A 12,251-nucleotide genomic window follows, 5' to 3' on the forward strand; every position below is an offset into this window, starting at 1 on the left:
CATGCCATCCCTGAGCATCGCGCGATCAGTATCCATTCAGGTAAACCGTCTGGTCGTAAAAAAGGCGTAAAAAATGATCCTCTCAGTTCAGTGCCGCTCCACGAGCTGGCAGCCGTTAGCGCGGTGTGCGAACCTCAGAGCAGGATATAGTCGCTGTATTGACGCGACCCGCCATGTTCACCTTCGATCAAGTGCACATAGTGCCCGCCCACCAGGTCGACTGGCAGGCAATCGTCAACTTCCAGTACTGCATCGGTATGCGGCTTGAGCCAGCCTGCCTGCATGCGTTGCTTGCCCAGTTGCTTGGCCTGGGCCTTGTCCCTCGCCACTATCAGCAGGTAGCGGTGCGCCTCGCCAAATACCTGCGGCTCGTAGCCGCCCAGGTTGATGAAGAACAGCCGCGGGTCATCCGGGCCTGGGGCCAGCTGGCTGAACGTGACACGGTAGTGATCGATACCGTCAACTTCCAGCCACGAGTCGATGTGCAGGCCTGCACGGCTGCCGAACCAGCCTTCGCGCAATTGCGGGTACGCTTGCTGCAGGGAATCTGCCTGCGCGAACAGCACATCGTGTACCTCGATACTGGCCCGTGGGTGGCGGCCACCGAGCATGACTACATACAGCATGAGCAATTCCTTGAGGGGGCAGAAGACGCGTTATTCTGCGGGTTGTACAGGGTTTCCCATTTGCGCCACACCCGGGCCTTGGTTGTACCTAAGGTATTTTCGTCGTTGACCCATGCATAGACGATGACCTTGGACCTTGAGTCGTAGCGAAAGAACAGCCGAAAGCGCCTGCCGATTTTTGCGCGGCGCCAATGTCTGTAGGCGGTGCCCAGCGTGTTGCCTTGGCGGAACTCATCACGGCCTGGGTCGGCAGGCACAGCCTCCATGATCAGATGGCTCAATGCCCGCGTTGGCGTTGCTCTCAAAACCTTGCAGGTCGTTCTGCTCGGCCCGGGGGCGGCTTCTTGCAATTTGCGTAGCTGTAAAGTCACGCCTTCATGGAACAAAAGTGTCCAGTCATGTCGCAGCATCAGATCGCGACCTCACCATCGATATCTTCATCGAGGTTTACGCAGTGATTTGCGTTGGCGAGCATGGTTTGCGCCAAGCCTTTCGGCAAAGTGGTGAGGTTGCGGCCTCCTCGGATATCAGCCTCCAGCAAACCCAGGAACGCTCCGATGGCAGGGTCTTCGTGGGTGGTTTCTACGCGGCTGACCACGATTTCACCCCCACGTACGTCGAATGCAATCTTGCCACCAGCGTCAATGCCCAAAAGCTGGCGAGCGGATTTGGGCAGTGTGACCTGCCCCTTTGAGCTCAACGTGGCGATTTCGTGGATGGCAGGCATGAGCGTTCTCCCGGATATACAGATTGAACGGTAAGGAATAATCCTTACATGGTCAGTCTTGGTTTTCTGCTGATCAGGCACAAGTAGGGTTAAGGCTCAGAAATTTAACAGAATGAGTTTCACCGCTTCCCGGGCCGCGACGGCCCAGATGATCGATGCATTTTCGCTGACAGGCATGGGGTGTTCAGTGTCCAGCAGGCTTGGGCTTAGGCGTAGACGAGGGCGACGGCGAAGCGCCTGGGAGGGTTTCCGGAAGCGCTACCAGCACCAGTATGAAGGCGGCCCCGGCAATGGCCGCCAGGGTCAGGAATGCCGTATCGTAGCCAGCGTTCTGGACTACCAGCCCGGCAATCCCAGGGCTCAACGCAGCACCCACCCCGAATACCGTCGTCAGCGCGCCTAGGCTGACATTGAATCGTCCGGTACCTTCGGTCAAGTCCTTGACCACGATCGGGAACAACGCACCGAAAATGCCCGCGCCGATGCCGTCGAGCAGTTGCACACCCACCAGCCAGAACGGGTTGTCGGAAACCATGTAAAGCACACCTCGCAGCGGCAGGATGAGAAAGCCGGCCAGCAGGAACGGCTTGCGTCCCCAATGCTCGGCCTTGGCCCCTACCAGCAACGCCATCGGCACCATCACCAACTGCGCCGCGACGATGCAGGCAGAGGTGAGCGGCGTGGCGAGGCGCAGATCAATCTGCGACAGCTTCTGGCTTACCAGCGGTAGCATCGCCGCGTTGGCCAGATGGAACAGCGCGCAACACACGGCGAATACCAGCAGGGTGCGGTTGTGCAGCAGCAGCTTCAACCCGGCAGGGTGGTCATCACCTCCGGGGCCGTGGTCGAGGCCACGTGCCAACTGGTGGTCGATGGCTGCGGCGTCTAACTGGGCCACGGCCACGATGCTGGCCACGGTCATGAAGGCCATCAGGTAGAACACCACCACCGGGCCGAACAGGTAGGCCAACCCTCCTGCCAGCAAGGCCGAGCAGGCATTGCCGGCGTGGTTGAACGTTTCGTTGCGGCCCACTCGGCGTGTGAATGCCTTGGGGCCGCTGATGCCCAGCGAGATGGCGGCGATTGCCGGCGCGAATACCGAACCCGCCAGGGCACCGACCGCCTGCGTAATGGCCACTGCAGCGAATGACGATAGCCACGGCAGTAGCAGGCAACTACCGGTCACCAGCAGGGCGGCGGCGACCACCACTGCGCGCTTGGCCTTGGTGCTGTCGATCAGCGCTCCGGCTGGCGTTTGCGCCAGCAATGCCGTGATGCCCGCCAGGCTCATCACCAGGCCGATTTCGGCCGGTTGCCAATGGTGCACGGCAAGCAGGTAGATGGCCAGGTAAGGGCCGAGCCCGTCGCGCACGTCGGCCAAGAAGAAGTTCAGCCAGTCCAGAGCGCGCCGTTGTGAGGGGAGGGGCTTTGTGTTCAAGCACGATACCTCGGACAAGCCAAATGCGTGATTGGCAATGGCAAGCCCCGCTATCAGGCAAAGCCGATGCTCACCGTTATCTGTGAACATTGACTGTGAAGGCGAGTGACAGGTTCCGGCTGGCTCGTACTGACCTCTGGCCCTCCAAATTTCGGGCGTCTGACACGGGTTCAGAGGAGCCAAGCGGATAAAATCGTAGCGCTGCGATTAATAATCCAGTAGGCTCTCTGGAAAAATCGTAGCGCTACGATTTTGCTTCGTAGCGCTGGTTGATCAACCCTCAGGAGGTCGCCATGTCCACTGCTGTCACGCCCCCCACCTTCACCCCTCTGCTGAAACGCCAATCTGCACCGCTCGGTACGTGGCTCATGTCTGCATCGCCCAGCACGGCAGAAGCGCTGGGTTACGCAGGCTTCGACTGGCTGCTCGTGGACATGGAGCACGTACCGATCGAGTTCCGCGACCTCTGGCACATTCTGCAGGCCATCCAATACACCGGTGCGCAGCCGATCGTGCGAGTGGCCGCCAATGATCCGGTGCTGCTCAAGCGCGCACTGGACCTGGGGTCGACCAATGTGATGGTGCCGTTCGTGGAGAATGCCGAGCAGGCCAGAGCAGCAGTCAGCGCGGTCAAGTATCCACCGATGGGCACCCGCGGCTTCGCAGCCGTGCACCGCGCCAGCCGCTACGGCACCTGGAAGGGCTATGGCCAGCAGGCCAATGATTCGGTGTGCTGCATCCTGCAGATCGAGACCGCCACCGCGTTGGCCAACCTCGAGGAAATCGCAGCCGTGCCGGGTGTCGATGCGCTGTTCCTCGGCCCAGGTGACCTGTCCAGTGTCTGTGGCCATATCGGCAACCCGGCGCACCCTGATATCCAGGCCATGATCAGCGATGCGATCGTGCGCTGCAAAGCCATCGGCATGCCCATCGGCATCGTCGGCGGCACGCCGGAGCTGGTCGGCAGCTACCTGGAGCAGGGCTACGCCTTCGCCGCCGTGGCCTCGGATATGGCGATGATGATGAGCAAGGCCAATGAACTGCTGGTCGCCCTGAAAGGCCGCCAGGCGCCCGAAGCGGTAGCGACAGCCTACTGACCGCTACCGTTGCACCCAGCGCAGGCTACCTCCGTGTTGCGGTAGTCGATTGAGCATCCCTACAAGAACAACAAACCGGCGCCATCGCGCGCCGGAAGGACTCTCGATGAATCAGGCACCCATTTCCGGCCACGTCGCGGCCAGCACCGCGGCAACAGCGACGCCTTCACGCACGCGCTACTGGATCATTCTCATCCTGTTCCTCGTGTCGACGCTGAACTACGGCGACCGCGGCATCCTGTCGATCACCGGCTCCGCCATCCAGGGGGAGTTCGCGCTCAGCCCGGTGCAGATGGGCTGGATATTCTCGGCGTTCGCCTGGGCCTATGTGCTGGGCCAGTTACCCGGTGGCTGGCTGCTGGACCGCTACGGTTCCAAGCGCACCTATGCCGTCAGCATTTTCTGCTGGTCGCTGCTGACGTTGGTCCAGGCGTTCAACGGCGGCTCGAACGTCAGCCTGGTGGTGACGGCATTCTTTGCCCTGCGCTTTCTAGTGGGCCTGGCCGAAGCGCCTGCGGCACCGGGCAACAGCCGGATGGTCGCCTCATGGTTTCCGGCCAGTGAGCGGGGCACGGCTTCGTCGATCTTCAACTCCGGCCAGTATTTCGCGATCGTGCTGTTCGCGCCGATCAGCGGCTGGCTGATCCACGCCTATGGCTGGCGTTCGGTGTACCTGATGATGGGCGTGCTGGGGTTCATCATGGCCTGGGTCTGGGTACGCAAGGTGCATTCGCCCCTGGAACACCCGCGTATCAATCAGGCCGAGCTGGACTACCTGCGTGAAGGCGGTGCGGTGGTCGACATGGATGCCCACCTCGGCAAGCAGCGCAAAGCCGACGGCGCACTGAAACTGCCTGCGATCCTCAAGGGGTTGCTGACCAGCCGGATGATGGTGGGGATCTACATCGGCCACTACTGCTTCTCCACCATTACCTACTTCTTCACCACCTGGTTCCCGATCTACCTGGTGCAGGAGCGCGGCATGTCGATCCTGCAGGCCGGCTTCCTGGCCTCGATCCCGGCGATCTGCGGTTTCGTCGGCAACCTGCTTGGCGGCCTCTGTTCCGACGGCATCATGCGCAAGACCGGCTCATTGAGCCTGGCGCGCAAGGTGCCGATCATCGTCGGGCTGCTGGCCTCCACCAGCATGATCATCTGCAACTACGTGTCCTTGCCCTGGATGGTCATTGCGATCATGGCGTTCGCCTTCTTCGGCAAAGGCTTCGCCTCACTGGGCTGGGCGGTCATGGCCGACGCCGCGCCACGGCAGGCCGGAGGGGTGACGGCCGGGCTGTTCAACACCTTCGGCAACATCGGTGGCATCACCACCCCCATCATCATTGGCTTCATCGTGCAGGCCACCGGTTCGTTCAACATGGCACTGGTGTTCGTTGCGGCCAATGCGCTGCTGGCGATGTTCAGTTACCTGGTGGTGGTCGGCCCGCTGCGTCGCCTTGAACTGACCGCAGCTATACCTGGCAAGAGAGAGAATCGTGATGTCTGATGCAAGACCGTGGGTGCTGACCGTTGGCCCACTGCTGCCTGCCTTGCAGTCACAGCTTGAGCAGCACTATCGGCTACTGGATCTGTGGCGCTGCGATTCGCCTGCCGCGCTGCTGGCCGAGCAGGGCGCACACGTGCAGGCGGTGGTGACCACGGGAGTGCACGGTGCCAGCGCGAACCTGATCGAGCAGTTACCGGCCTTGCGCGCCATCGTCTGCTTCGGTGTGGGTACCGACGCAGTCGACCTGAAAGCAGCCAGCGCCCGGGGTATCCAGGTCAGTAACACACCGGATGTGCTCAACGATTGCGTGGCCGACGCCGCCATGGCCCTGCTGCTGGCCGTCGCCCGGCAAGTGGTGGTGGCTGACCGCTTCGTCAGAGCCGGGCGCTGGGGTGCAGAGCGCTTTGGTCTGACCACCGCGCTGGGCGGCAAAAGGTGCGGCATCCTTGGCATGGGGCCGATCGGCCAGGCCATTGCCCGGCGTGCCAGCGCCTTTGGCATGCAGGTGAGCTATTCGAGCCGTAGGCCAAAGCCGCAGCTGGCATACGCCTACCACGAGTCGTTGCTGGCACTGGCCGAGCGCAGTGATTTCCTGGTGCTGGCTGTGCCCGGTGGCACTGCCACCGACGGGCTGGTCAACCAGCAGGTGCTGGAGGCACTGGGCGCCAATGGGATGCTGGTCAACGTGGCGCGGGGCTCGGTAGTGGATCAGCCTGCCCTGATCGAGGCGCTGAGCAACGGCCGGATTGCCGGGGCGGCACTGGACGTGTTTGCGGATGAGCCGCACGTGCCTGCCGCCTTGCGTGAACTGGATACGGTTGTGCTGTCGCCGCATGTGGCCAGTGGCACCCAGGAAACACGTCAGGCCATGGCCGACAGGGTGCTTGCCAACCTGGCAGCGCTGTTTGCCACCGGCCGGGTGCTGCACCCGGTGCGTGAGGGCGCGCAGTGATGGAGCTGTGGCAGCATTTTGGTTTCATGTTGTGTGTCGTCGTCGCCACCTTTGCCCAGAACGCCACCGGCTTTGCTTTCGGCCTGTTGTTGCTGGGGCTGACGGGCATGTTAGGCCTGGCGCCCATGGAAACCGTGGCGAACGTGAGCTCGATTCTGACACTGGCCAACGCGCTGGTCATGGTGCGCAAGTGGCCGGAGCTGCCGCGCCGCCTCGTACTGCTGGTGCTGGCCTGCAGCCTGGTGGGCGTCGTGGGAGGCGTGCAGTTGCTGTCATTGCTGGGTACGCATGAGCGAGACCTGCTGGAGATCATCCTCGGCATCACCATCATCGTCTGCAGCTTCATGCTGGTGCTGCAGTCCCAAGGTCGCCAGCAGATGTCGGGGCGGGTTGGTTTCGCCTTTTATGCCAGTGTTTCCGGGGTGATGGGCGGGCTGTTTTCCAGCGCCGGGCCGCCGTTGGTCTACCAGCTCTATCGCCAGCCACTGGCCGTGCAGGTCATCCGCGACACGCTGATCGTGGTGTTCGCGGTCAATGCCTTGATGCGCCTGAGCGTGGTGGTGGCGACACACCGGTTCGAGCTGCAGGCGGGCTACCTCGCGCTGGAGGCATTGCCGATCGTGTTCCTGCTGACCTGGTGGATGCGCCGCCACCCGTTGGCCATTTCACCGCGGGTGCTGCGCCTGGCGGTGTTCGGCCTGTTGCTGCTGGCAGGCGCGAGCCTGATCGGCAAGGTGCTGGTGGCCGCTTAGCCTGGCTGGTGGTACTGCGTGCGCCTGTTACTGGCGCACACTGCTCTCGCGCACGACCAACTCGAAGCCCAGGTCAACGACCTGGGGTTGATCGGGGAGGGTGCCCGCTTCAATCCAGGTCAACAGCTGGCTGGCCACGGTCCGCCCGATCTCGGCAGGGTAGGGGCGTACGGTGGTCAGGCGCGGCGCGCTGAGCTTGCTCAGTGGCAGGTCGCCAAAGCCGGCGATCGCCAGTTGTTCCGGCACGGCAATGCCGCGGCGCTGGGCTTCGAACAGTGCCGCGATGGCCAGCACATCGTTCGAGCAGCACAGCCCTTGTGGCCCGTCGCCGTGGCGGGCGATTTCATCGAACACTTCGCTGAGCTCGGCCTGCGAGGTGTTCTGTTCCAGCGCGATCACTTGCGCGGTCTGCCCCTTGTCGGCCAGCCACGCAGTGAACCCTTCGGCACGCTGACGGGCGCGGTGGTCGAGGTGCATGCGCGTGCCGACATAGACGAAACGCTCCAACCCCTGGGCATACAAGTGCTCGGCCAGGGCCGCGCCGACGGCCTCGTGGTAGAAGCCGACTTGCAGGTGGAACGGGTCGTTGCCCAGCTCCCACATCTGTGCCACCGGAATGCCGGTGGCTTCGAGCAGCGGGCGGGCGGCAGTGTGGTCACTGCCGGTGACGACAAGGGCCGACGGCGACCAGGACAAGTGGGCGCGCAGCAGTTCCAGCTCACGTTCCGGGTCGTAGTCGCTGTTGCCGATCAGCAGCTGGTAGCCACGGCTCTCGAACACTTCCTGCATGGCGCTGAGGGTTTCCGAGAAGAACGCGTTGACCATCGAGGGCACGATCACGGCGACTGTCCGGCTGTGGTTGCCTGCCAGTGCGCCGGCCAGACGGTTGATGGTGTAGCCGGTGTCGGCGATGGCCTGGCGGATTCGCTCTGCACGTTTGCTGGAGACCGCTTCGGGATCACGCAGAAACAGCGAAACCGTGCTGGGGGACACCTTGGCCTGTTCAGCAACCACACCCATGGTCACCCGGCTGGCTCGGGGGCGGCGTGCTTCGCCGATGCTGATTTCGCTGTCTGATCTGTCGCTCATCGCCACCTCATTTTTCGAAGGCAAAAGCATGCGAGCGCGGCGATGCCAAGTCAATCGCAAAAGCGCCTCGTTGACCCACAGGTGTTCGTTTTCGAAAATCAGTGTGTCATTTCGAATAAAATCGTAGCGCTACGATTTTGCCTGCGATAAGCTCATCGGGTAATTTTGCAGCGCTGCGATTTTGCCGTTGCAACGCTGCCCAACCCGCGTTGGAGAACAAATATAAAAATGAGCACTTCCCTTTTTACCTTCCTGAGCATGCTGTTTTTCACTGTGCTGGTTGCAGTGATCTCCTATCGGTTCACCCGCCAGGCCAAGGACGTCGGCGCCCATGGTTACTTCATGGCGAGCGGCGGCCTCAATGGCTGGTTCATTGCCGGCTCGATGATGCTGACCAACCTGTCGATCGACCAACTGGTCGGCCTCAATGGTGACTCTTACGCCCACAACCTAAGTTCCATGGCTTGGGAAGCGACTGCTGCCGTTTCGACGATCGCCCTGGCCCTGTTCTTCCTGCCACGCTACCTGCGCGGCGGCTTTTCGACCCTGCCGGAGTTCATCGAGAAGCGTTACGACCGCACCACGCGCCGGGTGGTCAGCGCGCTGATGGTTGCCACCTACACCTTGGTGCTCAACCCGGCCTCGCTGTACCTGGGGGCGATCACCTTCAACCAGATCTTCGACCTGCAGGGCATTCTCGGCTGGTCCTACCCGGCCACCATCAGCCTGCTGATCGTCGCTACCGGGGTGATCGGCGCCGCCTATGCGGTGCTGGGCGGGCTGCGGGCGGTGGCGGTGTCAGACACCATCAACGGCATCGGCTTGCTGGTGGTGGTGATACTGATTCCGATCATCGGCCTGTGGACGCTGGGGCAGGGTGACGTGTTGTCCGGTGCTCAGACCCTGTTGCACGACAACCCACAGAAGCTCAACGCCATTGGCGGCAGTGAAGACAAGGTGCCGTTCGGCGCGGTGTTCACCGGGATGATCTTCGCCAACCTGTTCTACTGGTGCACCAACCAGGCCATCGTGCAGAAGAGCATGGCCGCCCGAAACCTGGCCGAGGGCCAGAAGGGCGTGCTGCTGTCGGGTTGCCTGAAGCTGCTGGTGCCGCTGGCCATGCTGATGCCTGGGGTGATCGCCTGGCACCTGTTCCGCGACCAGCCACTGGCCAACTCGGACCTGGCCTATCCGGCACTGGTCGCGGCGCTGATGCCCTGGTGGATGAAAGGGTTCTTCGTGGCGGTGATCTTCGGCACCGTGATGAGCCATTTCAACGCGATCATCAATGGCACGGCCACGCTGCTGACCTATGACTTCTACAAGTCGATCCGGCCCATGGCCTCGGACGAGGCGCTGGTGCGCTTCGGCAAACGCGTCAGTGTGATTGCGGCACTGGTGTCGCTGGTGGTGGCACCGATGCTGATGTACACCCCGGAAGGCATCTATGCGGTACTGCGCCGCTTCACCGGCTTCTTCAACATGCCGATCATTGCCATCATGCTGTTCGGTTTCTTCAGCGCCCGTGGCGGTGCGACACCGGCGAAACTGGTGCTTGGCCTGCATGCGGTGTGCTACGCGGTGCTGGTGCTGGGGCTGAAGATCGACACACGCCTGGGCATCAGCTTCATCCATGTCATGGGCATCATGTTCGCCATCGAGATGGCCTTGCTGGTGCTGCTGCGCAAGCACTTCGACCGCGCTACCCCGTATGTCTCGCCGACCCCTGCGCGCACCGTGGACCTTACCCCATGGCGACATGCCGGCAGTTTCAGTGTGGTGCTGTTCGCAGCCCTGGTTTCCATCTACCTGACCTTCTCACCGCTGGGGGTCGCCCGTGTCGGCGGACCTTCCGGCCTCTACCTGCCGCTGCTGGCGCTGACCTGGCTGCTGGCCTTTGCCGGCGTTGCCCTGTGCCGCCGCCGTTTTCGACACCTGACTGTCACCCATGCCCTGCCTGACTATGAGACCAACCCACGATGAATAGCGTATCCATCCCCCAGAACGTGAACCTGCACCAGGCAGGTGAGCAGATCCGCCTGGAAGTGGACGGGCGCCTGCTGTGGTGCCACAGCCCGCTGCAGCCGGCGGTGTTTGCCGGCTACGGCGAGGCCGATATTGAAATGCAGCGCGGCAATTTCCGCATCCGTGACTACGTGCAGGAGCGGGTTGCCCTGCGCCACGCCCGGCTCGATGCGCAGGCGGGTCTGATCGAGCTGCGCGCCTGGGCCGAGGGGCCGCTGCTGCTGACCCTGCGCCTGGACTGCCAGGGCGAGCGCGTGCGCCTGCTCATGCAGGCGCCGCAGCCAGGTTGCAACCGCCTGTGGCTGCGTCTGCCGGCCGAAGCGGATGAGCAGGTCTGGGGCTGCGGCGAGCAGATGTCCTATCTGAACCTGCGCGGACGCAACTTCCCGCTGTGGACTTCCGAGCCGGGCGTAGGCCGGGACAAATCGACCTGGCTGACCTTGCAGGCCGACAACGAAGCCAATGCCGGTGGTGACTACTACCACACCAATTACCCGCAACCGACATTCATGTCCTCGCGCCGCTATTGCGCGCACCTGGTCACCTGCGCCTATGCCGATTTCGACTTCCGCCAGGGCGATTTCCACGAGCTGCAGGTGTGGGCGATACCGGAGGCGCTGGAATTCTTCGTCGGCGACAGCTACATCGATCTGGTCGGTGCGTTGAGCCGCTATTTCGGCCGCCAGCCACGGCTGCCGGAGTGGGTGCTCGACGGGGCGATCCTCGGCCTGAAGAACGGCCGAGAGCATGCGGAGCAGCACCTGAAGACCGCGCTCGAAGAGGGTGCGAAAGTCAGCGCACTGTGGTGCGAAGACTGGGAAGGGTTGCGCATCACCTCGTTCGGCAAGCGCTTGTTCTGGGACTGGCAGTGGAACGCCGAGCGCTACCCGGACCACCAGGCCTGGGTCGGCAGCCTGCATGAGCGCGGATTGCGTTTCCTCGGCTACGTGAACCCTTACCTGTGCAATGACGGCCCACTGTTTGCCGAAGCCCAGGCAGCTGGCTACCTGGCCACCACTGCCGAGGGCGCTACCTACCTGGTCGACTTCGGCGAGTTCCTCTGTGGGGTGGTCGATTTCACCCTGCCGGCGGCGGCGCAGTGGTTCGAAACCCGGATCATCGGTCAGGAAATGCTCGACAAGGGGCTGTCAGGCTGGATGGCGGACTTTGGCGAGTACCTGCCGATCGATGTCAAGCTGGCCGGCGGTGCCGACCCCATGCTCGAACACAATGCCTGGCCGGTGCGCTGGGCCGAGGTCAATGCCCGCGCCATTGCCGCGGCTGGGCGCACGGGGGATGCGCTGTTCTTCATGCGCGCCGGGTACAGCGGGGTGCAGACGCACTGCCCGTTGCTCTGGGCGGGTGACCAGTCGGTCGATTTCAGCCGCCACGATGGCCTGCAGACAGTGATCTGTGGCGCATTGTCTTCAGGCCTGCTGGGCAATGCCTATCACCACAGTGATATCGGTGGCTACACCAGCCTTTATGGCAACTGCCGTACCGCCGAGCTGTTCCAGCGCTGGGCGGAAATGGCGGCGTTCACCCCGGTGATGCGCACGCACGAAGGCAACCGCCCGGACCAGAACCTGCAGTTCTGGCAAGACCCGGCCACCCTGGCGCACTTTGCCCGCATGACTCGGCTATTCGCCGGCATGAAACCCTATGTCGAAAGCCTGATGGATGAAGCCCAGGCCAGCGGCCTGCCATTGCAGCGGCCACTGTTCCTGCATCACGAACAGGACACCGGCTGCTATGGCGTCCAGGACCAGTACCTGTATGGGCGCGATCTGTTGGTGGCCCCCGTGCATGCCGAGGGTAAAACGCACTGGAGCGTCTACCTGCCGGCTGGCGAGACCTGGCAGCACTGGTGGAGCAGCGAGCGCTTCGAGGGCGGCCAGCGTGTCGAGGTGGCGGCGCCACTGGGGCAACCGCCGGTGTTCAGCCGGGTGGGCAGCCGCTGGCAAGCCTTGTTCGAGAGCCTGACCGTGCTCTGATCCGGCACGGCTACCTGGATTTGTCCCAATGCGCGCCTGCCTTGGCA

10 protein-coding genes and 1 pseudogene are annotated in these 12,251 nt (G+C 62.9%); 6 read left to right on the forward strand and 5 right to left on the reverse strand.

Annotated features, from left to right (window positions below; genetic code table 11):
- Positions 1-134: 134 nt before the first annotated feature.
- The 4 genes and pseudogenes from AC07XM_RS03245 to AC07XM_RS03260 all read right to left on the reverse strand — a co-directional run bounded on the left by AC07XM_RS03245 (position 135) and on the right by AC07XM_RS03260 (position 2,881).
- Positions 135-626, reverse strand: coding sequence for a DUF1543 domain-containing protein (locus tag AC07XM_RS03245; protein WP_102688870.1), 492 nt, complete (start codon positions 624-626; stop codon positions 135-137).
- Between the two features lie 89 nt (positions 627-715).
- Positions 716-1,036 (reverse strand): annotated as a pseudogene (locus AC07XM_RS03250) (type II toxin-antitoxin system YhaV family toxin); the annotation flags it as partial.
- Positions 1,036-1,353, reverse strand: a complete 318-nt coding sequence (locus tag AC07XM_RS03255) for a type II toxin-antitoxin system PrlF family antitoxin (protein ID WP_096425982.1) — start codon at positions 1,351-1,353, stop codon at positions 1,036-1,038. The pseudogene AC07XM_RS03250 and the gene AC07XM_RS03255, both read right to left, overlap by 1 nt.
- Before the next feature lie 184 nt (positions 1,354-1,537).
- A complete protein-coding gene (locus tag AC07XM_RS03260) occupies positions 1,538-2,881 on the reverse strand; it encodes an MFS transporter (protein WP_231995328.1) in 1,344 nt (447 codons plus the stop codon).
- A gap of 239 nt (positions 2,882-3,120) precedes the next feature.
- Here AC07XM_RS03260 and AC07XM_RS03265 point away from each other — a divergent pair, with 239 nt between their 5' ends.
- The 4 genes from AC07XM_RS03265 to AC07XM_RS03280 all read left to right on the forward strand — a co-directional run bounded on the left by AC07XM_RS03265 (position 3,121) and on the right by AC07XM_RS03280 (position 7,096).
- Positions 3,121-3,888 carry a 2-dehydro-3,6-dideoxy-6-sulfogluconate aldolase gene (locus tag AC07XM_RS03265; RefSeq protein ID WP_033731983.1) on the forward strand — a complete coding sequence of 256 codons (768 nt, stop codon included), beginning with the start codon at positions 3,121-3,123 and terminating at the stop codon, positions 3,886-3,888.
- Between the two features lie 106 nt (positions 3,889-3,994).
- Positions 3,995-5,392, forward strand: a complete 1,398-nt coding sequence (locus AC07XM_RS03270) for an MFS transporter (RefSeq protein WP_095114978.1) — start codon at positions 3,995-3,997, stop codon at positions 5,390-5,392.
- Positions 5,385-6,344 (forward strand): 2-hydroxyacid dehydrogenase, encoded by a 960-nt coding sequence (locus tag AC07XM_RS03275; protein WP_016486297.1) that lies wholly within the window; start codon positions 5,385-5,387, stop codon positions 6,342-6,344. Before AC07XM_RS03270 ends, AC07XM_RS03275 begins: the two co-directional genes overlap by 8 nt.
- On the forward strand, positions 6,344-7,096 hold the full coding sequence (locus AC07XM_RS03280; RefSeq protein ID WP_016486298.1) for a TSUP family transporter: 753 nt from the start codon (positions 6,344-6,346) through the stop codon (positions 7,094-7,096). Before AC07XM_RS03275 ends, AC07XM_RS03280 begins: the two co-directional genes overlap by 1 nt.
- Positions 7,097-7,123: 27 nt before the next feature.
- Here AC07XM_RS03280 and AC07XM_RS03285 read toward each other — a convergent pair whose 3' ends face one another.
- A complete protein-coding gene (locus AC07XM_RS03285; protein ID WP_016486299.1) occupies positions 7,124-8,185 on the reverse strand; it encodes a LacI family DNA-binding transcriptional regulator in 1,062 nt (353 codons plus the stop codon).
- A gap of 228 nt (positions 8,186-8,413) precedes the next feature.
- On the opposite strand from AC07XM_RS03285, the gene AC07XM_RS03290 reads away from it, so the two are divergent.
- Together AC07XM_RS03290 and AC07XM_RS03295 are read left to right on the forward strand one after the other, a co-directional pair.
- A complete protein-coding gene (locus tag AC07XM_RS03290; RefSeq protein WP_016486300.1) occupies positions 8,414-10,168 on the forward strand; it encodes a solute:sodium symporter family transporter in 1,755 nt (584 codons plus the stop codon).
- Positions 10,165-12,204, forward strand: coding sequence for an alpha-glucosidase (locus tag AC07XM_RS03295; protein WP_102688871.1), 2,040 nt, complete (start codon positions 10,165-10,167; stop codon positions 12,202-12,204). Before AC07XM_RS03290 ends, AC07XM_RS03295 begins: the two co-directional genes overlap by 4 nt.
- The last annotated feature ends 47 nt before the right edge of the window (positions 12,205-12,251 follow it).

The organism is Pseudomonas sp. GW460-LB5 (genome assembly GCF_059423245.1).

Coding starts and splice junctions, on each gene's coding strand:
- AC07XM_RS03245 (WP_102688870.1), bottom strand. CDS start 626: ATGCTGTATGTAGTCATGCTCGGTGGCCGCCACCCACGGGCCAGTATC.
- AC07XM_RS03255 (WP_096425982.1), bottom strand. CDS start 1,353: ATGCCTGCCATCCACGAAATCGCCACGTTGAGCTCAAAGGGGCAGGTC.
- AC07XM_RS03260 (WP_231995328.1), bottom strand. CDS start 2,881: ATGTTCACAGATAACGGTGAGCATCGGCTTTGCCTGATAGCGGGGCTT.
- AC07XM_RS03270 (WP_095114978.1), top strand. CDS start 3,995: ATGAATCAGGCACCCATTTCCGGCCACGTCGCGGCCAGCACCGCGGCA.
- AC07XM_RS03275 (WP_016486297.1), top strand. CDS start 5,385: ATGTCTGATGCAAGACCGTGGGTGCTGACCGTTGGCCCACTGCTGCCT.
- AC07XM_RS03280 (WP_016486298.1), top strand. CDS start 6,344: ATGGAGCTGTGGCAGCATTTTGGTTTCATGTTGTGTGTCGTCGTCGCC.
- AC07XM_RS03285 (WP_016486299.1), bottom strand. CDS start 8,185: ATGAGCGACAGATCAGACAGCGAAATCAGCATCGGCGAAGCACGCCGC.
- AC07XM_RS03290 (WP_016486300.1), top strand. CDS start 8,414: ATGAGCACTTCCCTTTTTACCTTCCTGAGCATGCTGTTTTTCACTGTG.
- AC07XM_RS03295 (WP_102688871.1), top strand. CDS start 10,165: ATGAATAGCGTATCCATCCCCCAGAACGTGAACCTGCACCAGGCAGGT.